The organism is Streptomyces sp. NBC_00234 (genome assembly GCF_036195325.1).
Lineage (GTDB): Bacteria > Actinomycetota > Actinomycetes > Streptomycetales > Streptomycetaceae > Streptomyces.
Genome location: NZ_CP108101.1, coordinates 5910014 through 5933631, shown reverse-complemented (window position 1 = coordinate 5933631; position 23618 = coordinate 5910014). Strand labels below are relative to the sequence as shown.

The following is a 23618-nucleotide window of genomic DNA, read 5'->3' as shown; positions in this document are numbered from 1 at the left end:
CCATGGTCACAAGAGTTCCACCCCGATCCCCCCGCCCACACCGCAGCGTGCGTCTCCTCCTGGCCTCCGGCGCCGCCGCACTGGCGCTCGCAGCCGGTTCGGTCGTACCGGGAAACCCACTCGCGCCCACGCCGCAGGAGGCGCAGGCCGACGGCGGCAAGACGACCCTGACGGTCGCGGTCGCCCAGAGTGTCGACTCCCTGAGCCCGTTCCTCGCGCAACGTCTGCTCAGCACGAGCATCCACCGGCTCATGTACGACTACCTGACCAACTACGACGCCAAGGACAACCACACGATCCCCGCGCTCGCCACGAAGTGGGAGCCGTCGGCGGACAAGCTGACCTGGACGTACACCATCCGGTCCGACTCGAAGTGGTCGGACGGGCAGAAGGCCACCGCCGAGGACGCCGCGTGGACCTTCAACAAGATGATGACCGACGAGGGCGCGGCCACCTCGAACGGCAGCTTCGTCGCCAACTTCGAGAAGGTGACGGCCCCCACCCCGGAGCAGCTCGTCATCAAGCTGAAGCAGCCGCAGGCCACGATGGCCGCGCTGGACGTGCCGATCGTGCCGAAGCACGTGTGGGAGAAGGTCGGTGACTTCTCCAAGTTCAACAACGACACGAAGTTCCCGATCGTGGGGAACGGTCCGTTCATCCTGACGGACTACAAGGTCGACAGCTATGTGAAGCTCAAGGCCAACAAGGACTTCTGGCGCGGCTCGCCCAAGTTCGACGAGGTCGTCTTCCGCTACTACAAGGACCAGGACGCCGCCGTCGCCGCCCTGCGCAAGGGTGAGGTCTCCTTCGTCGCGGGCAGCCCCAGCCTGACGCCCGCTCAGTCCGCCTCGCTGAAGACCGCCGAGAACATCAAGGTCAACGACGCGCCCGGCCGGCGCTTCTACGCGCTGGCGACCAACCCGGGCGCGCAGACGAAGGACGGCAAGAAGTTCGGCGACGGGCATCCGGCGCTGCTCGACCAGAAGGTCCGTCAGGCGCTCTTCATGGCCGTCGACCGCAAGACCATCATCGACAAGGTCTTCCAGGGCCACGCGGTGGAGGGCGAGGGCTACATCCCGCCGCGCTACTCCGAGTACTTCTGGCAGCCCTCGGCCGACCAGAAGCTCAGCTACGACCCGGCGAAGGCCGGGGCCCTGCTGGACGAGGCCGGCTACAAGAAGAACGGCGACGGCAAGCGGGCCGGCAAGGACGGCAAGCCGCTCGACTTCCGCATCCTGTGCCACGCCACGGACCCGAACGACAAGGCGATCGGCAAGTACCTCCAGGAGTGGTGGGGCGACCTGGGCATCGGCCTGAAGGTCAACTGCATCGACAACGTGTCCGACCCCTGGTACGCCGGTGAGTACGACCTCGCCTTCGACGGCTGGTCCGTCAACCCGGACCCGGACTTCGTCATGTCGATCCACACCTGCGACGCCCTGCCGGCCAAGCCGAAGGAGTCGGCGGCGACGGACAACTTCATCTGCGACAAGCAGTACGACGAGCTCTACAAGCAGCAGCTGGCCGAGTACGACCCGGCCAAGCGGGCCGATCTCGTGAAGCAGATGGAATCGCGGCTGTACGACACCGGGTACATGAATGTCATGGCCTATCCGAACGCCGTCGAGGCGTACCGTACCGACCAGATCAAGTCGATCACGACGATGCCCTCCGCCGGGGGCAACATCTACGGTCAGGACGGGTACTGGAGCTGGTGGTCGGCGGTTCCGGCCGCTGCGGCTTCGAGCGGTTCCTCCGACGACGGTGGCAGCTCCACCGGTGTCCTGATCGGGATCGGTGTCGCCGTCGTCGTCCTCGCCGGTGGCGGGCTGCTGTTCGCCATGCGTCGTCGTTCCACCGCGGAAGACCGTGAATAGTCCATGAGCACAGACAGCACACCCGCGCCGCTGAAGAGCGCGCCGGGCGTGGACAGTGCGCAGACCGACGGTCCGGCTCCGGCCGGGCCGTCGGCCCGCGGTCCGCGATCCCGTAGCACGACCGCCTATTTCCGCTATGTGGCGGGCAAGCTGGCCGGTGCGGCCATCTCGCTGCTCGCCGTGCTCGTCACCAGCTTCTTCCTCTTCCGGATGATTCCCGGCGACCCGGTGAAGCAGATGACCGGCGGGCGTCAGGTGTCCACGGAACAGATCGCCGCGATGCGGCGCGAGTTCGGCCTGGACCTGCCCGTCTGGCGGCAGTTCACCGACTACTGCGGCAAGGCCCTCACCGGCGACTTCGGTACCTCGTACCAGTTCCGCGCCCCCGTCATGGACAAGATCTCCGAGGCGCTTCCCGCGACGCTGCTGCTCACCGGCACCGCCTTCGTGATCTACACCGTGATCGGCATCTGGCTGGGTGCCAGATCCGCCTGGCGCAACGGCTCGGCCGGCGACCGCTTCAACACCGCCTTCGCGCTGACGCTGTACTCGGTGCCGTCCTTCTGGCTCGGCCTGCTGCTGATCATCACGCTGTCGGTGGGCATCGGCCCGATCCCCGGGATCTTCCCGACCGGCGGCATGGAGTCCGGCAACGAGAGCGGCTTCGGTTACGCCCTCGACGTCGCCCACCACCTGGTGCTGCCGGTCGTCACCCTCGTCGCCGTCGAGTACGCCCGCACCCTCCTGGTGATGCGCTCCTCGCTGCTCGACGAGATGGGCAGCGACTATCTGACGACGGCACGCGCGAAGGGGCTGCGCGACGATCTCGTACGACGCCGCCACGCCGTGCCGAACGCGATGCTGCCGACCGTGACCCTGCTCTTCGTGAACCTGGGCAACACGGTGGCGGGTGCCATCCTCGTGGAGACCGTCTTCTCCTGGCCCGGCCTCGGCGGGCTCTTCTACCAGGCGCTGAGCGTGCCCGACCTGCCCTTGGTGCAGGCCCTGTTCTTCGTCTTCGCCGCCGCGGTGATCCTCATGAACACGCTCGCCGATGTGATCTATCCGCTGCTCGATCCCCGGGTGGGCCGATGACTGCCTCGACCGATGCCGTGAAGGCAAGCAGCGTGCGCTCCCTCACCTGGGCCCGCCGACGCCGCGCCGTGACCCGCTTCTGGAACCAGTACCGCACCCACCGGGCGGGCGTCGCCGGACTCGTCGTCCTCGGGGTGATCGCACTGCTCGCGTTGGCCGCTCCCCTACTGGTGGGCGAGGAGTCCCAGAGCGTCACCGAGGCCACGGGTGGCCCGCTGGAGTCGCCCAGCGCCGAATTCCCCCTCGGAACCGACCAGTTCGGACGCAGCCTGCTGGCCCTGCTGCTGTGGGGTACGCGGGTCTCGCTGACCGTCGGCCTGCTCGCGGCCTTCCTCTCGGTGTCGATCGGCACGCTGGTCGGTATCACCGCGGGACACTTCAAGGGCTGGTACGGGACCGTGATCATGCGGATCACGGACTGGTTCCTGGTCATGCCGACCCTGGTGCTCGCCATCGCGCTGGCCACCGTGCTCTCCCGGTCCGTCTGGACGACGATCCTCGCGATCGGGGTGACGACCTGGCCGACGACGGCACGACTGGTCCGGGCACAGACGCTGTCCGTCGAGTCACGCCCGTACATCGAGCGGTCCAAGGCGCTCGGCGGCGGACACGGCCACATCATGTCCCGCCACGTCCTGCCCAACGTGATGCCGCTGGTGCTCTCGCAGACCACGCTGGTGATCTCCACCGCCATTCTCACCGAGGCGACCCTGGCCTTCCTCGGGCTCGGCGATCCGACGATCGTCTCCTGGGGCGGACTGCTCCAGGACGCCCGCGAAGCCGGTGCGGTCAGCTCCGGTAACTGGTGGTACCTCGCCCCGCCCGGACTCGCCATCGCCGTCGTCGCGCTCGCGTTCACGCTGTGCGGCCGGACGATCGAGTCCGTGCTCAACCCCAAGCTGGGGGTGACCCGTTGACCACATCCGGGCCGACGACCGGGCAGCCGCTGCTCGACGTCAGAAATCTCCACGTCACCTATGGTTCGGGGGCCTCGGGCGTCCCCGCCGTGCGCGGCGTAGATCTGCGGGTCGAGGCGGGCCAGAAGCTCGGCATCGCCGGGGAGTCCGGCTGCGGGAAGTCGACGCTGGCGCTCGCCCTGCTCCGGCTGCTGCCCGCGTCCGCGACGCTGTCGGGCGAGATCCTGCTCGACGGCGAGGACATCCTCACCATGAAGTGGGGCCGTCTGCGGGCGGTGCGCTGGGCGGGCTCGTCGATCGTCTTCCAGGGCGCGATGCACTCGCTCAACGCCGTGCACCGCATCGGGGACCAGATCGCCGAACCGATCCTCCTCCACAAGAAGGCCACGCCCGCCGCCGCGCGGAAGCGGGCGGGCGAACTGCTGGAACAGGTCGGGCTCCCGGCGGCGCGCGCCGACGCGTATCCGCACGAGCTCTCCGGCGGTCAGCGCCAGCGTGTGATGATCGCGATGGCGCTGGCCTGCGATCCGCGTCTCGTCATCGCCGACGAACCGACGACCGCGCTCGACGTAATGATCCAGGCGCAGATCCTGCGGCTGATCGAGCAGCTCGTGGCCGACCAGGACCTCGGCCTCATCATGATCAGCCACGACCTGGCGGTGCTGTCCGACACCTGCGACCGGCTCGCCGTGATGTACGCGGGCCGGGTCGTCGAGGAGGGTCCGGCCAAGCAGGTGTACGAGAACGCCTCGCACCCGTACGGGAACGCGCTGTCCGCCGCCTTCCCCAGGATCGGCGACCTCTCGTCCCGGCACGCCCCGCGCGGTCTGCCGGGCGACCCGCCGGACCCGTCGGCGCTGCCGTCCGGCTGTACGTTCCATCCGCGCTGCCCGGTCGCGCTGGGCACCTGCGCCACCGAGGACCAGGAGTTGCGGAGCGCCGGAGAGGGGCGCCGGGCGGCCTGTGTGCTCGTCGGGCCCGGCCCGGGGCCGAGCGACGAGCCGGCCGCCGAGGAAGCAAGGAGCACGACATGACCACCACTCCCCTGCTCAGCGCGGAGGCACTCAGGGTCACCTTCCCCGGCAGGCGCGGCGCCGACCCGGCCCGCGCCGTCGACGGGGTCGACCTCGACATCCGGCCGGGCGAGATCGTCGCGCTGGTCGGCGAGTCGGGCTGCGGCAAGACCACGCTGGCCCGCTCGCTGCTGGGCCTGGTCCCGCCGTCCGCCGGGCGGGTCACCTTCGGCGGCGAGCCGCTGGACTACTCGGGCCGCGCCCTGAAGGCGTACCGCAAGCGGGTCCAGCTGGTGCTCCAGGACCCCAGTGGCTCGCTCAATCCCCGGCACACGGTGTACGACGCGGTGGCGGAGGGCCTGCGCATCCACGGGTACGCGGGGGACGAACAAACGGCGGTGGCCCAGGCGTTGTCGCGCGCGGGGCTGCGGCCCCCGGAGCGGTTCTTCCTGCGGTATCCGCACGAACTGTCGGGTGGTCAGCGCCAGCGGGTCGTGATCGCCGGCGCGCTGGTGCTGGAGCCGGAACTCATCGTGGCCGACGAGCCGGTGGCCTCGCTGGACGCGTCGGTGCGCGGCGAGATCCTGGCGCTGCTGCTGCGGCTGCGCGACGATCTGGGGCTGTCGGCGCTGGTGGTCACGCACGACCTGGGTCTGGCGTGGAACATCGCGGACCGGGTGGCCGTGATGTACCTCGGCCGGATCGTGGAGACGGGTGACGTGGAGCAGATCCTGACGGCGCCCCGGCACCCGTACACCCAGGCCCTGCTGTCCGTACTGCCGGAGGCGGAGGGCGAACCGGTGATCCTGACCGGGGAACCGCCGGACCCGTCGAAGGTGCCGTCCGGATGCCGGTTCCACGCGCGCTGCCAGATCCTCGCCACGGGCGAGGCGGAGCGTGCGGGTGTGGCCGACGCCTGCCGCACGGAGGATCTGCCGGTCCTCGCGGGCGGCGGGGCGACCCAGGTCGCGTGCCACTGGGCGGCGACGGTGTAGTACCCCGCGACACGACGACGGCGCACGGCCCCGGACCGATCGGTCCGGGGCCGTGCGCCGTCGTACGTCGGTCGCTGTCGCTCAGCCCCGGTTGTCGTGGGCGGCGATCAGCTCGCTGGAGCGCTTCACGTCGGCGGCCATCGCCACGAGCAGCTCGTCGATCGAGTCGAACTTCATCATCCCGCGTACGTAGGCGAGGAAGTCCACGGCCACGTGCAGCCCGTAGAGGTCGAGGCCCACGCGGTCGATCGCGTACGCCTCCACGGTGCGCTCGGTCCCGTCGAACTGGGGGTTCGTGCCGACCGAGATCGCGGCGGGCATCGCCTCGCCGTCCACGGTCAGCCAGCCCGCGTACACGCCGTCGGCGGGGATCGCGGTGTGCGGCAGGGTCTCGACGTTCGCCGTCGGGAAGCCCAGCTCACGGCCGCGCTGCGCGCCACGGACCACGATGCCCTCGACGCGGTGCGGCCGGCCGAGGATCTCCGCCGCGCCCGTCACGTCGCCCTCGGCGATCAGCCGGCGGGTGAGGGTCGAGGAGAAGGGCTGACCGCCGCCCGCCTCGCCGCTCACATAGAGGTCGATGACCTCGACGGTGTAGTCGTACGTCCCGCCGAGCTCGGTGAGCAGCGTCACGTTCCCGGCCGCCCGGTGGCCGAACCGGAAGTTCGGCCCTTCGATGACGGCCTGCGCGTGCAGCTTGTCGACCAGCACCTTCACGATGAAGTCGGCCGGCGAGAGCTTCGAGAACTCGGTCGTGAACGGCAGGATCAGCACCGCGTCCACACCCAGTTCCGCCATCAGCTCCGCGCGCCGGTGGTGCGGGGCGAGCAGGGGCGGGTGGCTGCCGGGACGGACGACCTCGCTGGGGTGCGGGTCGAAGGTGACGACCACGGACGGGATGCCCAGCTCGCGCGCCCGGTCCACGGCCCGGCCGATGATCAGCTGGTGTCCGCGGTGCACACCGTCGTAGGAGCCGATGGTGACGACGCTGCGTCCCCAGTCCTGGGGGATGTCCTCCAAGCCACGCCAGCGCTGCACTGTGACCGCTCCTCGCCCGAACCTGTGTACGTGCCTCTGTCCATTACGCAGGTCTAAGACTGCCATGCTCACGCCCCACGGCCTGCATCGGCACCGTCATCGCAGGCTGTGACGTATCCAGGGCCTCCAGCGTCCGCCGGGCGCTGGGACCGACGACCGCCGCCCATTCCTGGGGCGCGTCGGCCAGCCAGCCGATGACCATGCCCGCGAATCCGGGTACCTCGCGGGCGAGTTCGACCAGGCGGCGGTCGAAGCGCGCCGCGCCTTCCGGGGTCCGCACCAGGAGCATGCCGGTGCGGTGCACCAGTGCCCTCGTCCGGACCGGGGAACGCGCACCCGAGCCGGCCGCCGCGGCGTGCAGGAGCGCGTCGAGCACCTCCTGGTCCCTGCCGGTGTTCTGCTCGAACTCCAGCAGCGCTTCCAGCAGCTCGGCCCGCAGCGGACGCGAGGCCGCGCTCCCGGGCGCGGCCAGTACCCGGGCGAGGGCGCCGCGGGCGGGCGGCGGCGCGGGCCGGTCCCGCAGCAAGCCGGTGACCAGGGGCAGCAGCAGCGCGCGGGCGGCAGGGCCGTGTTCGAGCCGGGCGTCGACGTACGCGGCGACACGTTCCCCGTCCTCGGGGTGGGCGTCGATGTAGTCCCGTACGAGGCCGGCGGCGTGCAGCGCCAGGGCAGGGGTGTCCAGACCGGCGAGCGCCAGGAGCACGTCCCCCGCACCGTCGTCCGGGCGCGCCAGCCGGGCCCGCAGTGCGGCGAGGACCGGACCCGGGTGGGCCGGGAACACCTCGGCGAGCAGCTCCACCGGAAGCCGCGGGTCACCGGCGGCGAACACCCGGAGGGCCTGCGGCAGATAGCGGTCCCTGGTCCCCGGATCGTGTACGAGGACGGTGAGCGCCGCCCCGTGCAGCCGGGAGTCGGCGGGGCGCGCGAGCAGGTGGAGGGCGGCGCCGCGCAGCAGGGCGCGGTCGGCGTCCGGGACGGCGCGGGTGAGGAGGACCGGGGCGTACGCCGCCGCGGCGGCCCGCCGGCCGGGCCGGTCCTCGTCCCCCGCCCAGCGTTCGACGGCCCGGCAGAGCGCGGACGGCTCGTCCTCGACGAAGGTGCGCAGCAGTTCCTCGGCGCGGGGGTGGGCGGTCGCGGCGAGCGCCTCGGTCAGCGCGTCGATGTCCAGGTCGCGGCGGGCGTACAGCAGGGCCTGCGCGGCGGCGGCCACGGTGGGCCGCATCGGCAGCCCCTCCTCCGCGTGCAGGGGGCGTTCGTCGGTGAACCACCGGCAGAGCAGGGCCTGCACGGTGTGCGGGGCGGCGGTGAGCCGCCGTGCCACGGCGTCGAGATACCGCTCGTCCCCGTCCGCGCGCGGGGCGCCGTCGGCGGGCAGGAGCCGACGCAGCAGATCGATCCGTTCGTCCTCGGGCAGTCGCAGCCGCCGCCAGAACCACGGGCCGAACTCTCCGTACGCCTCCGGCGGCGAGGACCCGTCGCCGGCGAGGTCCTGCCGGGTGATCCGTCCCGCGAGCACCCGGAGCACTCCGAGGTACGGCCGTGCGTCGGGCACCCGGAGCAGACTCTCCCCGAGCAGGTGCGCGGCCCACCAGACGGCGTCGCCGGTCCCCGCCGGGGATTCCGGCAACCCGTCGGGTCCTGCCGCGCTCGCCCCGACCGGCCGCCCGGGGGCCCCGGCCCCGCCCGGCTGCGCCGAGAGCCGGTCGATCGCCTCGATGAGGTCCGCCATGCGGTGCGCCAGCGCGGACGCCCCCTGGCGCCGTCCCAGCAGCAGCATCGCCTGGATCACCGGGCCGATGCGGTGACGCGGCACGGGCAGCGTGCGGGGCTCGTCCCGCTCCGGAGCGGCCCCGGGGACCGGCTCGGGGGCGGACCGGGGGGCCGGGATCCCGCGTCCGCTCCTGACGGCGCGGCGCCGTGCGGAGACCGGGTCGGCACCGTGACCGGCCCGGAGGCCGCGCACACCCCGGACGGGCGGCCCGTCCCCGCGTTCCCCGGCCCGGGATGCGGCTCCGGCTCCGATCCCGGCTCCGTCCGGTGAGCGCGACGCGTGCCAGCGGTGGACCAGGGCGTGCAGCGCCGCGCCGAGGTCCAGGTGCGCGCCCTGGACCCAGTCGCCCAGTTCCTCGTGAGCGAAGCGGTAGCCGGCGCCCGCCGGGGTCAGGAGGCCCTCCGTGAGGACCGCCGAGGCCCAGCCCGTGCGCCACGGAAAGAGTTCCTCGAACGCGGCCCTGTCCAGCTCCCCCTGCCCCGGTCCGAGACAGCGCCGGGCCGCCTCGTGGACCTGGCCCGCCACCTTCGCGGCCAGCCTGCGCACCGCCGAGCCCCGGAGCCGCTGCTCGTCCCCGGCGGCGATCCGGACGGCGATGCGGACGCACATCAGGTCCAGGTGGGCACCGAAGACGTCCTCCGTGCCGGGCCGGCCGGCGACGTCGGGGGGCAGCGCTTCCCGTACCTCGGCCAGCAGGCGCAGCGTGAGCGGATGGCGGTCGTGGCCCGGGGTGATCGCACCGGCCGGGATGCCGTACCGCTCCCGGGCCAGTGCCGCCTGGCCCGCGGTCAGGTCGCCGAGGCGCACGGCGGACGGCAGCCGTCCCGCGGGCCGCTCGGGGCGGTGCAGGACGTCGGGCGGGTAGAGCCCGCCCGCGGTCTCCCAGTGCTCGGGGCGGCAGGCGACGACCATCCGCACCCCGTGGGCGCTCAGCCAGTCGGCCGTCCCCGCGGTCCAGTCGGCCAGCCGGTGGGCCAGCAGCGGCGGCATCTCCTCCGGGCCGTCGAGCACGACGAGCAGGGGGCTTCCGGCCGCGGTGGCGAGCGCCGCCACACCCTCGGGGGTGGCCGCCGCCATGTCTCCCCCGGCGCCGGCGGCGGCGATGATCCGTCCGGACCGCTGAAGGGTGCGGGCCGTCGCGTCGGCGACCGAGGTGTCGTCGGCCAGCAGGTCGGCGCCGCGCAGCCAGAGGGTGAGGGCGGGCACGGACCCCTGCGCGCGGCGGGCGGCCAGGGCGGCGAGCTCGGTGGTGCGGCCGGTTCCGGGGGCCCCGACGAGACCGAGCACCTGTCCCGTACCCGCCTCGAAGGCGGCGAAGGCCCCGGCGACGTCGGGCCGGTCGACGGGCTCCGTACGGTGGCCCGGACCGCCCAGCGACCCGACCGAGGTGGCGGTCAGCTGGTGGGCGCCCGCGAGGTTGAGGTCGCGGCCGTAGCCGGGCACGGTCGTCGCGTTCCGCCGCAGCAGGGCCTGGAAGAGCTCGGAGCCGGGCCCCGCGGTCCGCCCGGTGAGGGGCACCGCGAGCCCTGCCGACTCGTGTCCCGCTCCGCGGGCCGTGGAGAGCACGCCGAGGACCGCACCGGTCTCCGGGTCCATCACCGGCCCGCCCACGGCCGCCCCGCCCGAGCGCAGTGCGTCCCGTCCGTCGGTGCCGAGGGCCAGGACCAGCGCCCCGTCGATCCGGTGGGTCAGGCCCCCGTGGGCGTACGTCGCGGGGGCCGATCCGAGCACGCGGGCCTCGCGCCACCCGTGGGCGGCGATGCGCACGTACGTACCCGTCCCGATCCGGTCCCTGACGGTCACCGGCAGCGGCTGCGCGCCCAGGGCGTCGGGCCCGTCGGTGCGCACCAGGGCGAGGCCGAGCTCCGCCAGGGGCGTGACGTCCTCGGGCCGCACGGCGCAGCGCCGTCCGTCCCGTCCGTGCAGCGTCAGCGGTACGGACGTGGCGACGGCCTCATGGCTGGTGAGGACCGTGCCGCGGTCGTCCGCGACGAATCCCGTCCCCCGCGGCCGGCCGGCGCGATCGCAGATTCTTACCAGCTCCGGCCGGTCCCCGCTGCCCATGGTCCGACCGTAGGTCGGCACGGATCGGCGCGCGTAGCGGACCGAGGTAACGCGCCCCCTTGTGCACCCCGTATTCACTCCGAGCGCCCGTCCATTGGGGTGAATTCACACCGCTCTTTGGACAGAGCTCTCCGAGGGAGGGGGATCGTGGAGCGGGCACAGGGGGCACTGCCCGCTCCACGGCGAACGGCACGCGGGACCGGCGGCGGGTCAGGCGAAGACGGCGAGGCTCTTGGCCTTGCCGTGCTGCTCCTCGACGAGCACCAGGAACGTCCCGTCGGGACCGAAGACCGCGACCGGCCCCGGCGGATACGAGGGCATGTCCAGCCGGACCCCGTTGAGCAGCAGCTTGGCCCGCTTCTCGTCGACGTCCCAGCGGGGGAACGCCGAGGAGGCGGCCTCCGCGACCGGCATCACGGTCAGCTCCTGCTGGTGCTGGTCGAGCGTCCTGGCCATGTCCAGTCCGTACGGGCCCACCCGGGTGCGACGCAGCGCGGTCAGATGTCCGCCGACGCCGAGCCCGGCACCGAGGTCGCGGGCGATGGCCCGGATGTACGTACCGGAGGAGCAGACGACGGAGACGACCAGGTCGACGACCGGGGTCCCGTCCTCCGCCACGGCCTCGCGCACGTCGTAGACGTGGAAGGACGAGATGGTCACCGGACGCGCCGGGATCTCGAACTCCTCGCCGCCGCGCACCCGCGCGTACGACCGCTTGCCGTCGATCTTGATGGCGCTGACCTTGGACGGCACCTGCATGATCGCGCCGGTCAGGGCCGCGACGCCGGCGTCGATGCCCTCACGGGTCACGCCCGACGCGTCGGTGGACGAGGTGATCTCGCCCTCCGCGTCGTCCGTCACGGTGTCCTGGCCGAGCCGGATCGTGCCGAGGTACTCCTTCTCGGTCAGCGCGAGGTGGCCGAGCAGCTTGGTGGCCTTCTCCACGCCGAGCACGAGCACGCCCGTGGCCATCGGGTCCAGCGTGCCGGCGTGACCGACACGGCGGGTACGGGCGATGCCGCGCATCTTGGCGACGACGTCGTGCGAAGTGAAGCCGGACGGCTTGTCGACGATGACGAGGCCGTCCGGCGTTCTGTTCTGCTGAGTCATGCGGAGGCAGGGCCCTCGTTCTCGTCGGACCCGTCGGCCTCGTCGTCCTCGTCCTCCGGCTTGCGGTACGGGTCGGCCCCGCCCGCGTACGTCGCGCCGGTCGACACCTCACGCACCGCCGCGTCCTTGGCACGCGCCTTGTCGAGGAGGTCCTCGATGGTGCGGGCGTTGTCCGGGAGGGCGTCCGGCACGAAGGCCAGGGTCGGCGTGAACCGGACCCCGATCTGCTTGCCGACCTCGGAGCGGAGGACGCCCTTGGCGCTCTCCAGCGCGGCGGCGGAGGCCGCACGCTCCTCGTCGTCCCCGTAGACCGTGTAGAAGACCGTGGCCTCCCGCAGATCGCCGGTGACGCGAGCGTCCGTGATCGTCACGAATCCGAGCCGCGGATCCTTGATACGCCGGTCCAGGGTCTCCGCGACCACGACCTGGATGCGATCGGCCAGCTTTCGGGCCCGCGCGTTGTCGGTCACCGGTCCGTCACTCTTCCTTCTGGGTTTGCCTTGCTCGTTCAGTCTTCGTCGCTGTGCAGCCGCCGTCGAACCGACAGCAGCTCCACCTCGGGGCGCGCGGCCACCAGCCGCTCGCACCGGTCCAGTACATCTGTGAGATGTCCGGTGTCCCCGGAGACCACCGCGAGGCCGATCTCGGCCCTGCGATGGAGATCCTGTTCACCCGTCTCCGCCACGCTCACCGCGTACTTGCGCTGAAGTTCGGCAACGATCGGCCGGACGATGGAGCGTTTCTCCTTCAACGAACGTACGTCGCCGAGGAGCAGATCGAAGGACAGTGTCCCCACATACATGTATGTCCGGATGTCCCGCCGGTTCGGGTTCGTGCCCTGCCAGCGCTTGGCAGGGACACAAGAACCGTACACGGAACGGCCGGGGCCGATCGACGGAATAAGACCCGTCGACCGGCCCCGACTGTTGAGGTACGGGTCAGCCTCGCGGCTTCTCGCGCATCTCGTACGTCGCGATGACGTCGTCGATCTTGATGTCGTTGAAGTTTCCGAGGTTGATACCGCCCTCGAAGCCTTCGCGGATCTCGGTGACGTCGTCCTTGAAGCGGCGCAGACCGGAGATGTTGAGGCTCTCCGCGATGACCTTGCCATCACGCAGCAGGCGCGCCTTGGTGTTGCGCTTGACCTCGCCGGACCGGACCAGCACACCGGCGATGTTGCCCAGCTTGGACGAGCGGAAGACCTCGCGGATCTCCGCCGTACCGAGCTCGACCTCTTCGTACTCCGGCTTGAGCATGCCCTTGAGGGCCGCTTCGATCTCTTCGATCGCCTGGTAGATGACCGAGTAGTACCGGACGTCCACGCCTTCGCGCTCGGCCATCTGCTGCGCACGCCCTGCGGCGCGCACGTTGAAGCCGATCACGATGGCGTCGGAGCCGGTCGCCAGGTCGATGTCCGACTCGGTGACCGCACCCACACCGCGGTGCAGGACCCGGATGTCGACCTCTTCACCGACGTCGAGCTGGAGCAGCGAGGACTCGAGAGCCTCCACCGAACCGGACGCGTCGCCCTTGATGATGAGGTTGAGCTCCTGGACCAGACCGGCCTTGAGCGCCTCGTCCAGGTTCTCCAGGGAGAACCGGACACCCTTGCGGGCGAAGTTGGCGTTGCGCTCACGAGCGGCACGCTTCTCGGCGATCTGACGGGCCGTACGGTCCTCGTCGACGACCAGGAAGTTGTCGCCGGCACCCGGGACGTTGGTGAGACCCAGCACGAGGACGGGGGTCGAGGGACCCGCTTCCTCGACGTTCTCGCCCTTGTCGTCGAGCATCGCGCGGACTCGGCCGTACGCGTCGCCGACCACCATCGTGTCGCCGACCCGCAGCGTGCCTCGCTGGACCAGGACGGTCGCAACGGCACCACGGCCGCGGTCGAGGTGGGACTCGATCGCAATACCCTGCGCGTCCTGCTCCGGGTTGGCCCGCAGGTCGAGCGAGGCGTCGGCGGTGAGGACGACGGCCTCCAGAAGAGCCTCGATGTTGAGGCCCTGCTTGGCGGAGATGTCGACGAACATCGTGTCGCCGCCGTACTCCTCGGCCACCAGACCGAACTCGGTGAGCTGACCGCGCACCTTGGTCGGGTCGGCACCCTCGACGTCGATCTTGTTGACCGCGACCACGATCGGCACCTCGGCCGCCTTGGCGTGGTTCAGCGCCTCGATCGTCTGGGGCATCACACCGTCGTTCGCCGCCACCACGAGGATCGCGATGTCGGTGGACTTCGCACCACGTGCACGCATGGCGGTGAACGCCTCGTGACCCGGGGTGTCGATGAAGGTGATGCGACGGTCCTCGCCGTTGACCTCGGCGCCGACCTGGTACGCACCGATGTGCTGCGTGATACCGCCGGCCTCGCCCGCAACGACGTTCGTCTTGCGGATCGCGTCCAGCAGTCGGGTCTTACCGTGGTCGACGTGACCCATGACGGTCACGACCGGCGGACGGGAGACCAGGGCCTCTTCGCCGCCCTCGTCCTCGCCGAACTCGATGTCGAAGGACTCGAGCAGCTCGCGGTCCTCCTCCTCGGGGCTGACGATCTCGAGGATGTAGTTCATCTCGTCCGCGAGAAGCTTCAGCGTCTCGTCGGAGACGGACTGCGTGGCAGTGACCATCTCGCCGAGGTTCATCATCACGGCGACGAGCGACGCCGGGTTGGCGTTGATCTTCTCCGCGAAGTCCGTGAGGGACGCACCGCGCGACAGCCGGACAGCCTGCCCGTTGCCGCGAGGCAGCATGACGCCGCCCACCGACGGGGCCTGCATGGCCTCGTACTCCTGGCGCCTCTGACGCTTCGACTTGCGACCACGACGCGCGGGACCACCGGGACGGCCGAACGCACCCTGTGTGCCACCACGGGCACCCGGGCCGCCGGGACGTCCACCGAAGCCGGGACGACCGCCGAAGCCGCCGCCACCACCGGGACGGCCTGCGCCGCCACCGCCACCGGGACCACCGGGACGACCGGCGAAACCGCCGCCGCCACCACCGGGACCGGCCGGACGGCCTGCGAAGCCGCCGCCACCGGGACGGCCTGCGCCGCCACCGCCGCCGGGACGACCGCCGCCGCCACCGGGACCACGGCCACCGCCACCGGGGCCACCACCGGGACGCGGACCCGCAGCGGGACGCTGCGGCATCATGCCCGGGTTCGGCCGGTTACCGGACGGGGCACCGCCCGGACGGGGAGCCTGCGGACGGGGCATGCCGCCGGGACTCGGACGGGCACCACCCTGACCCTGCGGGCGCGGGGCGCCACCGGGGCCGCCCTGCGGACGCGGGGCGCCGGGGCGCTCCGGACGGTCCTGACCGCCACCGGGACGCGGGGCGCCGCCGGGCCGCGGGGCCTGGGGACGCGCCATGCCGGTGGAGCCACCGGAGGTGAAGGGGTTGTTGCCCGGACGGGGACCCGCCGGACGAGCACCTGCGGGTCGCGGCGCTCCCTGGCCCGCGGGACGCGCGGGGCGGTCGCCGCCACGCTCGCCACCACGGCCGCCGTCGCGCTGACCTGCGTCACGGCCACCGTCGCGCTGACCGCCGGCCGGAGCCGGACGGGAGGCGGGGCGGGGGCCGGGGGTGGCACCCGCGGGACGCGGGGCCTGCTGCGGCTGGGCCGGCTGAGCCGGGGCCGGAGCGGAGAATTCAGCCGCGGGCACCGGGGTGACCGGTGCGGGCTTCGGCGCGGGCTTGGGGCCCGGACGCGGGCCCGCGGACGGCGCGGAAGGTGCGGCGGGGGCGCTGCTCTCCGGGGCCTCGGCTGCGACCGGCTTGGGGGCCGGGACGCCGGGCTTCGGGGCAGCGGGACGTGCCGCAGCGGCCGGGGAGGGCGCTGCGGGCTTCGAGGGGGCGGCCTTGCGGGGCGCGCCAGGCTTCGCAGCGGACTTGCCGGCGTTGCCGCCGGGCCCCTGCAGTGCGTCAGTCAACTTGCGTACAACCGGCGCCTCGATCGTCGAGGACGCCGAACGTACGAATTCACCGAGTTCTTGGAGCTTGGCCATGACGACCTTGCTCTCAACCCCGAACTCCTTGGCGAGCTCGTATACCCGGACCTTAGCCACTTCGCTCCTTTTAGGTCCGGGTTACCGCCGGACCGTCGCTACTTCATGGGCGTACTCATCGCGTACTCATCGAGTGCTCATCGCAATCTCGACCTACTTCCAACTCGCGAGGTACCTGACCGCACGGGGTCCCGTGCCGTTCACTTTTCTTGCGTTGTCACCCGCTCGACGAACCGCTGCAGTGCCGCGGATCCGAACGGCCCCTTGGCCTTGAAGGCCCGGGGGAATGCCCGGCGGCGAACCGCCAGGTCGAGACAGACAGAGGCGGGGTGCAGATACGCACCCCGGCCGGGCAGCGTACCGCGCGGATCAGGGACGCATTCACCCTCATCCACCACGATGCGCACCAGCTCGCTCTTGGCCGCCCGCTCCCGGCATCCCACACAGGTTCGTTCGGGGCAAGCGCGGGCGTGCGTCCGGCCAGACACGTTTAAGTCTACCTCCCCGCAACGACCTCACCCCTTTGGGGCAAAAATCGAACGGATGTTGTCGTGATCTCAGCGCCGTGGCGCCCCGATCTATTCCTTCGGGCCGGTCACGAATCGGCTCGGCCCGATACCGGAGGGGCCGGGATCAGCCCCGCTGCGACCGGTCCCTGGCGCGCTCGGCGCGCTCACGGTCCGCGATGTCCCGCTCCTCGTCCGTCTCCGTGTCCGGGCGGATGTCGATGCGCCAGCCGGTGAGGCGGGCGGCGAGGCGGGCGTTCTGCCCCTCCTTGCCGATCGCCAGCGACAGCTGGTAGTCGGGCACGGTGACCCGGGCGGACCGGGCACCGAGGTCCACGACCTCGACCTTGCTCACCCGTGCGGGCGACAGCGCGTTGGCGACCATCTCGGCCGGGTCGTCCGACCAGTCAACGATGTCGATCTTCTCGCCGTGCAGCTCGGCCATGACGTTGCGCACCCGGCTGCCCATCGGGCCGATGCAGGCGCCCTTGGGGTTCAGACCTGCGCGGGTGGAGCGCACCGCGATCTTGCTGCGGTGACCGGCCTCGCGGGCGATCGCCTCGATGACGACCGAGCCGTCGGCGATCTCCGGGACCTCCAGCGCGAAGAGCTTCTTCACGAGGTTGGGGTGGGTACGCGACAGCGTCACGGACGGACCGCGGACGCCCTTGGCGACCCGGACGACGTACGAACGCAGCCGGAGGCCGTGCGTGTACTCCTCGCCCGGCACCTGCTCCTGGACGGGCAGGATGGCTTCCATCTTGCCGATGTCGACGAGGACGTTCTTCGGGTCCTTGCCCTGCTGGACCAGACCGGTGACGACATCGCCCTCGTGGCCGGCGTACTCGCCGAACGTCCGGTCGTCCTCCGCGTCGCGCAGCCGCTGCAGGATGACCTGCTTGGCGGTCGTCGCCGCGATCCGGCCGAAGCCGGACGGGGTGTCGTCGAACTCCTTGGGCTCCTGGCCCTCTTCGAGGTCGGCCGGGTCCTCCTTGGCCCACACCGTCACGTGGCCGCGCTCGTTCAGCTCGACCCGCGCCCGGCGGTGGCTGCCGTCCGTACGGTGGTACGCGATGAGGAGGGCCGACTCGATCGCCCCGACGAGCACGTCGAAGGGGATCTCCTTGTCCTGCGCCAAGCCCTTCAGCAGCTTCACATCGATGTCCACGGCTACGCCTCCTCTTCCTTCTTGTCCTTGCGGTTGAATTCGATCTCCACGCGCGCCTTCGCGATCTCGTCGAAGGAGACCCGGCGGGCGGTGGGCTTACGGCCCTTCACGCCCGGCACTTCGAGGTCCAGTCCCTCGTCGTCGACGGCGAGGATGCGAGCGACCAGCTCGCCGCCCTCGGTCAGTTGGAGCCTCGCGAGGCGGCCGGTGGCGCGTACGTAGTGGCGGTGCTCGGTCAACGGGCGGTCGGCGCCCGGAGAGCTCACTTCGAGGACGTACTCGCCCTCGCCCATGGCGTCCGTCTCGTCGAGCTTCTCGGAGATCGCGCGGCTGAGCTCGGCGCAGGCGTCCAGTTCGACACCCTGTTCGGAATCGACGACGACTCGAAGCACCTGACGGCGCCCGGCCCGGGCCACCTCGATCTCTTCGAGATCCAGTTCCTCGGCGCTGACGAGCGGTTCCAGCAGTTCGCGCAGCCTCTCGCTCTGGGTGGTGCTCATCCCGGGTGACTCCTCGGCCGCGTGTGCTGTTGTGGGGATCGTCGTGTGTCAGGTCAAAGGGTATCCGGTCCGGAGGGGTGTTGCCGTCCGCCTGCCCCGGGGCGCGGGTACGCTCGCCAGCGGTGATCACTTCAGGACAGAACCAGTCAGTACCGAACGGGACCCGGAGGAGACACGTGCGGCGGACGGGGACGACGCGCAGGGCCGCGCTCGCGGCCACTGGAGCGCTTTCGATGGGCGCGGTGCTGGCGGGCTGCGGCGACGGTGACGGGCCGGAGGCCAGGAAGGGTTCCACGAACGCCGGTTCACGGGCCCAGGCCGAGGCCCGCGCCCGGGCCTCGGACGCCCGGGCACAGCGGAAACTGCGCGGGAGCGCGACGCGTGTGAGCGCCTCGCTGCTCGCCCGGTACGACCAGGTGGCGGCGGCCCACCCCGCGACGGCCGCCGGACTGGCCCCGCTGCGTTCGGCCGTACAGGAGCACACGGCGGCCCTGTCGAAGGGCGCCGGGGCGACGGCGCCCGGTCCGCCCGCAGCGGCTCCGGCCGTCGAGCCGAAGGCCGCTCTCAAGGAACTCGCCGCGGCGGCACGACGCGCCGCCGACGCGCACACCGTCTCGCTCCTGGAGGCGGAACCGGAGCTCGCCCGGCTGCTGGCCTCCGTCGCGGCGGCCGGCGCCGTGCACGCGTACCTGCTCACCGAACTCGCCAAGGACACCGCGTCATGAGCGTCATGGACACGCGGGCCGGGGACGGCCCCGAGGAACTGAAGGCCGCACAGGCCGCCCTGGCCGCCGAACACGCCGCGGTGTACGGCTACGCGGTGCTCGGCGGCCGGCTCGACGGGCGGCGCGGCAGCGAGGCCACGGCCGCCTTCGACGGGCACCGGGCCCGGCGCGACGCGCTGGTGCGCACCGTGCGCGACCTGGGCGGTGCGCCGGTCGCGGCCGATGCCGCGTACGCTCTGCCGTTCGCGGTACGGGATCCGGCGGCGGCGGTGCGGCTCGCCGCCGTGCTGGAGGACCGGATCGCGGGCGTCTACTCCGACCTCGTACGGGCCGCCGAAGGCCCCCTGCGGCGTGAGGCCGCGGGCGCTCTGCGGGAGGCCGCCGTACGCGCGGTCCGCTGGCGGGGCACCGGCGTAGCCTTTCCCGGGCTTGCCGAGAAGGCCACGACCGGGGAAGCCGCGGGTCCGGAAGGGACGAGCGGGACGCACTGAAGAAGGCTCTGAAAGGGAACAAGGCACGTATGGGTTTCGAACCGCCGCAGCGTCTGGTCCGAGCGCTCGGCGAGATGTACGGGGACGCCGCCGCGGCCGACTGGCTCGGGCGGCTTCCCGCACTGACCGAAGAGGCGCTCGCGGGGGACGCGCAGGAACTCTCCGTCGAGCGGGTGGTCGCCCCCGGCGGACGCAGCAGCCTCGTCCTCCTGGTCCGGAGGTCCGACGGGACCCCGGGCGTGCTGAAGATCGCCCCGTCCGAGGCCGCGCCCGGCTGCGAGCGGGCGGCGTTGGCGCACTGGAACGGCTGGGGCGCCGTACAGCTCCTCGAACCCGCGGCCGGAGCGCTGCCGGGCGACGCCCTGCTCCTGGAGCGGCTGCACCACGAGGTGTCGCTGCGCTCGCTCCCGGAGGCGAAGGCCCTGCTGGAGGCGGCCGGCACGGTGCGCCGGCTGTGGGTCGACCCGCCGGCCGGGCACTCCTTCGAATCGGTGGCCGAGCGGACGGAACGTCAGGCGGGGCCGATGCGGGCGGTCGCGGAGGCCGATCCGACGCTGGCGCCGCTCGTGACGGACGCGCTGGCGGCCCGTGCGGAACTGGTCGCGCACTCCCCCGAAGTCCTGCTGCTGCACGGCAACTTCCGCCAGAGCAAGGTGCTCTCGGGTGAGCGCTCCCCCTGGCTGACGGTCGGCCCCGAGCCGCTGGTCGGCGAGCGGGCCTACGACCTGGCACGGCTGGTGCGCGACCGGGTCGAGGATCTGATCGCCTCTCCCGGCGGGGCCGCGACGGCCCGGCGACGGGTCAAGAAGCTCGCCGACTCCCTGGACGTGGACCGGGAGAGGCTGCACGGCTGGACGCTGTTCCGGGCCGTGGAGTCGGGCACCCGGGCACTGACCGCGGGACGCCGACAGGACGGCGAACTGGCCCTGGAGTTCGCGGGCTGGCTGTAGGACCCGCTCGCTCGAACCGACGAACCCGAAGGCCCCCGCGCACGGTGCGCGGGGGCCTTCGGGGTGTGTCGGAGAGGGTCAGCCCCGGTCGGTGAGGCGGGCGATCGCCTCGTCCACCGTGAGCTCCTCGCGCTCGCCCGTGCGGCGGTCCTTGAGTTCCAGGACGCCCTCGGCCGAGCGGCGGCCGGCCACCAGGATCTTCGGCACACCGATCAGCTCGGCGTCGGTGAACTTCACGCCGGGCGAGACGCCCGCGCGGTCGTCGACGATGACCCGGAGGCCCGCCGCGTTCAGCTTCTCGGAGACGTCGAGGGCCAGCTCCGTCTGGAGCGCCTTGCCCGCGGCGACGACGTGGACGTCGGCCGGGGCGATCTCGCGGGGCCAGCACAGACCCTGCTCGTCGGCGGTCTGCTCGACGAGCGCGGCCACGGCGCGGGACACGCCGATGCCGTACGAACCCATCGTGACCCGGACCGGCTTGCCGTTCTGGCCGAGCACGTCGAGCTGGAAGGCGTCGGCGAACTTGCGGCCCAGCTGGAAGATGTGGCCGATCTCGATGGCACGGTCCAGCTTGAGGCCGGCGCCGCACTTGGGGCACGGGTCGCCCGCCTCGACGACCACGACGTCGAGGTAGTCGTCGACCTCGAAGTCACGGCCCACGACGACGTTGCGCGCGTGGGTGCCGGGCTTGTTGGCGCCGGTGACCCAGGCGGTGCCGGAGGCGATACGGGGGTCGGCGATGAAACGGACCTTGTCCAGGCCCTGCGGGCCGACGTAGCCGCGCACGAGGTCGGGACGGCCCTCGAAGTCCTCGGCGGTGACCAGCTCGACCACGGCCGGCGCCAGGTGCTCGCCGAGCTTGCCGAGGTCGACCTCGCGGTCGCCGGGGACGCCCACGGCGACGATCTCGCCGTCGACCTTGACCAGGAGGTTCTTGAGCGTCTCGGACGCCTGGATGCCGAGGAAGGCGGCGAGCGTCTCGATGGTGGGGGTGTCCGGGGTGTCGAGCTCCTCGACGGGACCGTGCGCCGAGCCGTCGACGGGGGCGGCCTCGAAGGTCACGGCCTCCGTGTTGGCGGCGTAGTCGCAGTTGGGGCAGTCGGCGAAGGTGTCCTCGCCGGCCGGGGCCGGGGCGAGGAACTCCTCGGACGCGGAGCCGCCCATGGCGCCGGAGACCGCGGAGACGATGCGGTGGTCGAGGCCGAGGCGCTCGAAGATCCGGATGTAGGCGGCCCGGTGGAGCTGGTACGCCTCGATGAGGCCCTCGTCGGTGGTGTCGAACGAGTACGAGTCCTTCATCTGGAACTCGCGCCCGCGGAGCACACCGGCGCGCGGGCGGGCCTCGTCGCGGTACTTGGTCTGGATCTGGTACAGGACCACGGGCAGGTCCTTGTAGGACGTGATCTGGTCCTTGACGATCTGGGTGAAGATCTCTTCGTGCGTGGGGCCGAGGAGGTACTCGGAGCCCTTGCGGTCCTTGAGGCGGAACAGCAGGTCGCCGTACTCCTCGTAGCGACCGCTCGCGTCGTAGGACTCCTTGGGGAGCAGCGCGGGGAGCAGGACCTCCTGGCCGCCGATGGCGTCCATCTCCTCGCGGACGACACGCGTGACGTTCTCCAGGACCTTCTTGCCGAGCGGCAGCCAGGTCCAGATGCCGGCAGCCGTGCGACGTACGTATCCGGCCCGGACGAGCAGCTTGTGGTTGAGCGTCTCGGCGTCTGCCGGGTCGTCGCGCAGTGTCTTGATCATCAATCGGGACATGCGCTGGACCTGGGCCATGATGAACTCCTGCTCGGAAGGGTGATGTGGCCGAGATTAGCCGGGCGGCAGGGGCGGGCGGAAATCGATTGCTTCCGCACGGCGCAGCGGGAGGGGCGCGCCCATCACCGCGTACGGCTTGGGAGCACTGGGGAAGTGCACCTGGCGGGCCAGGTCCCGGTAGCCGAGGGCGCGGTACAGACCGCGTGCCGGGCTCTCCGTGTCGATCGCCGAGAGGATGGAACGCGGCAGGCCGACGGCGTCCGTGACGGTGGTGATCAGGGTGCGGCCGATGCCGCGCTGCTGGAAGTCCGGATGGACGTGGAGCTCCGTGATCACGAACGACTCGTCGAGCCAGCCGTCGGAGCCGGTGGCGCGCAGATAGGGCTCGACGACGGTGGACCACCACTGGGACCGGTCGTTGGGCATGCCGTACACGAATCCCACGAGCCGGCCGGCGGGGGTGGTGGCTCCGAGGGCCCGGGCCTGCGGATGGTCGAGGTGGCGCAGCACGATATGCCGGCGCACCTCGATCTCCTCCGGGCTCAGGCCGAAGGCGAGGGCCTGCACCGCCAGTGCCTCGTCGACGCGCTCGGCCAGGTCGACGGGGCCGACCAGGACGTCGGGAACCCCGGGGCCGCTCCCGGAAGCTGCTGCTGCCATGCGGGAACCCTACTGGCCGTTCCCGGCGGGCCGGGACCGCGTGGTCAGAAGAGGACGCTCATGAAGGCGCCGGTCTCGCGGAAGCCCACGCGGGCGTACGCCTTGCGTGCGGGGGTGTTGTAGTCGTTCACGTAGAGGCTGACGATCGGCGCCACATCGGCCAGCGCGTACCGCAGGACCGCTGCCATGCCGGTCTCGGAGAGGCCGCGGCCACGGTGCTCGGGAGCGACCCAGACGCCCTGGATCTGGCAGGCGAGGGACGTCGCCGCACCGATCTCCGCCTTGAAGAGGACCTTGCCGTCCTCGATGCGGGCGAAGGAGCGGCCGGTGCCGATCAGCTCGGCGACGCGTGCCTGGTAGAGGAGTCCGCCGTCGCCGGCCATCGGCGAGATGCCCACCTCTTCGGTGAACATCGCCACGCAGGCGGGCATGAGGACGTCCATCTCGTCCTTGCGGACGCGGCGCACGAGGGGGTCGGGTTCGACGTCGGCGGAGGGGTGTTCGGTGACCATGAGCGGCTGGTTGGCGCGGACCTCGCGGGCGGGTCCCCAGCCGGGTTCGAGCAGGCGCCACAGCTGGGCGGTGGCCTCGGCGGGGCCGACGATCGAGGAGCAGCGGCGGCCGGCCCGGCGGGCCCGGTCGGCGAAGGCCCTGACGGCCTCGGGGGTGGCGCAGATCGGGACGAGGTTGGCCCCGGAGTAACACAGGGAGCGCAGGCGCCCGTCGGCGTACCAGCCCCACATCTCGCCGCCGAGGCGCCAGGGGTCGAGCCCCGCGACCTGTACGCGGGACGTGACAAAGGCGTTGGCCACGGGCTCGCTCTCCAGGATGGCGAGCGCGGCGCCGAGGTCGCTGGGTTCGAGGACCCGGGTGGTGGTCTGCGTCAACACGAGGGGGCCTCACCATGCGGTCTGCTGATTTCCGCACTGTACCGAAAGGGCGCGGCGGGCGCCCCTCGCGTCCG

Annotated in this window: 20 protein-coding genes; 8 read left to right on the top strand and 12 right to left on the bottom strand. The window is 71.9% G+C overall.

Translation table 11 applies throughout. From position 1 onward, the window contains the following. Window positions 1-2: 2 nt before the first annotated feature. The 5 genes from OG230_RS26215 to OG230_RS26195 are packed head-to-tail and all read left to right on the top strand — an operon-like array spanning window position 3 to window position 5897. Window positions 3-1877, top strand: a complete 1875-nt coding sequence (locus OG230_RS26215) for an ABC transporter substrate-binding protein (protein ID WP_328906168.1) — start codon at window positions 3-5, stop codon at window positions 1875-1877. A 3-nt stretch (window positions 1878-1880) separates the two neighbouring features. Continuing rightward, window positions 1881-2972, top strand: a complete 1092-nt coding sequence (locus tag OG230_RS26210; RefSeq protein WP_328906167.1) for an ABC transporter permease — start codon at window positions 1881-1883, stop codon at window positions 2970-2972. Further along, complete coding sequence (locus tag OG230_RS26205) at window positions 2969-3889, top strand: ABC transporter permease (protein WP_328906166.1); 921 nt, start codon at window positions 2969-2971, stop codon at window positions 3887-3889. The genes OG230_RS26210 and OG230_RS26205 overlap by 4 nt, the downstream gene beginning before the upstream one ends. Then, complete coding sequence (locus OG230_RS26200) at window positions 3886-4923, top strand: ABC transporter ATP-binding protein (RefSeq protein ID WP_328906165.1); 1038 nt, start codon at window positions 3886-3888, stop codon at window positions 4921-4923. Before OG230_RS26205 ends, OG230_RS26200 begins: the two co-directional genes overlap by 4 nt. Then, entirely contained in the window at window positions 4920-5897 is a 978-nt protein-coding gene (locus OG230_RS26195) for an ABC transporter ATP-binding protein (RefSeq protein ID WP_328906164.1), read from the top strand. The genes OG230_RS26200 and OG230_RS26195 overlap by 4 nt, the downstream gene beginning before the upstream one ends. Window positions 5898-5978: 81 nt before the next feature. Here the strand turns inward: OG230_RS26195 and OG230_RS26190 are convergent, their stop codons facing one another. The 9 genes from OG230_RS26190 to rimP form a co-directional block, all read right to left on the bottom strand. Next, window positions 5979-6935: a bifunctional riboflavin kinase/FAD synthetase gene (locus OG230_RS26190; RefSeq protein WP_328906163.1), complete on the bottom strand. Its 957-nt coding sequence runs from the start codon at window positions 6933-6935 to the stop codon at window positions 5979-5981. A 43-nt stretch (window positions 6936-6978) separates the two neighbouring features. After that, window positions 6979-10770 (bottom strand): serine protease, encoded by a 3792-nt coding sequence (locus tag OG230_RS26185; protein ID WP_328906162.1) that lies wholly within the window; start codon window positions 10768-10770, stop codon window positions 6979-6981. A gap of 210 nt (window positions 10771-10980) precedes the next feature. Then, window positions 10981-11880 carry a tRNA pseudouridine(55) synthase TruB gene (gene truB, locus OG230_RS26180; protein WP_328906161.1) on the bottom strand — a complete coding sequence of 300 codons (900 nt, stop codon included), beginning with the start codon at window positions 11878-11880 and terminating at the stop codon, window positions 10981-10983. Further along, on the bottom strand, window positions 11877-12350 hold the full coding sequence (gene rbfA / locus OG230_RS26175) for a 30S ribosome-binding factor RbfA (RefSeq protein ID WP_328906160.1): 474 nt from the start codon (window positions 12348-12350) through the stop codon (window positions 11877-11879). Before rbfA ends, truB begins: the two co-directional genes overlap by 4 nt. 38 nt (window positions 12351-12388) lie before the next feature. Next, window positions 12389-12682, bottom strand: coding sequence for a DUF503 domain-containing protein (locus OG230_RS26170; protein WP_328906159.1), 294 nt, complete (start codon window positions 12680-12682; stop codon window positions 12389-12391). A 136-nt stretch (window positions 12683-12818) separates the two neighbouring features. Further along, window positions 12819-15953, bottom strand: coding sequence for a translation initiation factor IF-2 (gene infB, locus OG230_RS26165; RefSeq protein WP_328906158.1), 3135 nt, complete (start codon window positions 15951-15953; stop codon window positions 12819-12821). A gap of 140 nt (window positions 15954-16093) precedes the next feature. Further along, complete coding sequence (locus OG230_RS26160) at window positions 16094-16381, bottom strand: YlxR family protein (protein WP_328906157.1); 288 nt, start codon at window positions 16379-16381, stop codon at window positions 16094-16096. Between the two features lie 145 nt (window positions 16382-16526). Then, complete coding sequence (nusA, locus tag OG230_RS26155; RefSeq protein ID WP_328906156.1) at window positions 16527-17567, bottom strand: transcription termination factor NusA; 1041 nt, start codon at window positions 17565-17567, stop codon at window positions 16527-16529. Between the two features lie 2 nt (window positions 17568-17569). Further along, entirely contained in the window at window positions 17570-18067 is a 498-nt protein-coding gene (gene rimP, locus OG230_RS26150) for a ribosome maturation factor RimP (protein ID WP_328906155.1), read from the bottom strand. A gap of 176 nt (window positions 18068-18243) precedes the next feature. Between rimP and OG230_RS26145 the strand changes: the two genes are divergently transcribed. Genes OG230_RS26145 through OG230_RS26135 form a run of 3 tightly spaced genes read left to right on the top strand, consistent with a single transcriptional unit; the run spans window position 18244 to window position 20233 of the window. Beyond that, a complete protein-coding gene (locus OG230_RS26145) occupies window positions 18244-18792 on the top strand; it encodes a hypothetical protein (protein ID WP_328906154.1) in 549 nt (182 codons plus the stop codon). Then, window positions 18789-19283, top strand: coding sequence for a ferritin-like domain-containing protein (locus OG230_RS26140; protein ID WP_443051381.1), 495 nt, complete (start codon window positions 18789-18791; stop codon window positions 19281-19283). Before OG230_RS26145 ends, OG230_RS26140 begins: the two co-directional genes overlap by 4 nt. 29 nt (window positions 19284-19312) lie before the next feature. Then, window positions 19313-20233 (top strand): aminoglycoside phosphotransferase family protein, encoded by a 921-nt coding sequence (locus OG230_RS26135; RefSeq protein ID WP_328906153.1) that lies wholly within the window; start codon window positions 19313-19315, stop codon window positions 20231-20233. 78 nt (window positions 20234-20311) lie between these two features. On the opposite strand, the gene OG230_RS26130 is transcribed toward OG230_RS26135, so the two are convergent. Genes OG230_RS26130 through OG230_RS26120 form a run of 3 tightly spaced genes read right to left on the bottom strand, consistent with a single transcriptional unit; the run spans window position 20312 to window position 23544 of the window. Next, window positions 20312-22012, bottom strand: coding sequence for a proline--tRNA ligase (locus OG230_RS26130; RefSeq protein ID WP_328906152.1), 1701 nt, complete (start codon window positions 22010-22012; stop codon window positions 20312-20314). A 36-nt stretch (window positions 22013-22048) separates the two neighbouring features. Continuing rightward, window positions 22049-22654, bottom strand: a complete 606-nt coding sequence (locus OG230_RS26125; protein WP_328906151.1) for a GNAT family N-acetyltransferase — start codon at window positions 22652-22654, stop codon at window positions 22049-22051. A gap of 44 nt (window positions 22655-22698) precedes the next feature. Then, the gene (locus OG230_RS26120; protein ID WP_328906150.1) at window positions 22699-23544 is read right to left on the bottom strand and encodes a GNAT family N-acetyltransferase; all 846 of its coding nucleotides are present in this window, start codon (window positions 23542-23544) and stop codon (window positions 22699-22701) included. Between the last annotated feature and the right edge of the window lie 74 nt (window positions 23545-23618).

Bases quoted from the DNA above. Each gene is read 5' to 3' on its own strand.
- OG230_RS26215 (WP_328906168.1), top strand. From the start codon at position 3: ATGGTCACAAGAGTTCCACCCCGATCCCCCCGCCCACACCGCAGCGTG.
- OG230_RS26210 (WP_328906167.1), top strand. From the start codon at position 1,881: ATGAGCACAGACAGCACACCCGCGCCGCTGAAGAGCGCGCCGGGCGTG.
- OG230_RS26205 (WP_328906166.1), top strand. From the start codon at position 2,969: ATGACTGCCTCGACCGATGCCGTGAAGGCAAGCAGCGTGCGCTCCCTC.
- OG230_RS26195 (WP_328906164.1), top strand. From the start codon at position 4,920: ATGACCACCACTCCCCTGCTCAGCGCGGAGGCACTCAGGGTCACCTTC.
- OG230_RS26185 (WP_328906162.1), bottom strand. From the start codon at position 10,770: ATGGGCAGCGGGGACCGGCCGGAGCTGGTAAGAATCTGCGATCGCGCC.
- truB (WP_328906161.1), bottom strand. From the start codon at position 11,880: ATGACTCAGCAGAACAGAACGCCGGACGGCCTCGTCATCGTCGACAAG.
- OG230_RS26170 (WP_328906159.1), bottom strand. From the start codon at position 12,682: ATGTATGTGGGGACACTGTCCTTCGATCTGCTCCTCGGCGACGTACGT.
- rimP (WP_328906155.1), bottom strand. From the start codon at position 18,067: ATGAGCACCACCCAGAGCGAGAGGCTGCGCGAACTGCTGGAACCGCTC.
- OG230_RS26140 (WP_443051381.1), top strand. From the start codon at position 18,789: ATGAGCGTCATGGACACGCGGGCCGGGGACGGCCCCGAGGAACTGAAG.
- OG230_RS26135 (WP_328906153.1), top strand. From the start codon at position 19,313: ATGGGTTTCGAACCGCCGCAGCGTCTGGTCCGAGCGCTCGGCGAGATG.
- OG230_RS26130 (WP_328906152.1), bottom strand. From the start codon at position 22,012: ATGGCCCAGGTCCAGCGCATGTCCCGATTGATGATCAAGACACTGCGC.
- OG230_RS26125 (WP_328906151.1), bottom strand. From the start codon at position 22,654: ATGGCAGCAGCAGCTTCCGGGAGCGGCCCCGGGGTTCCCGACGTCCTG.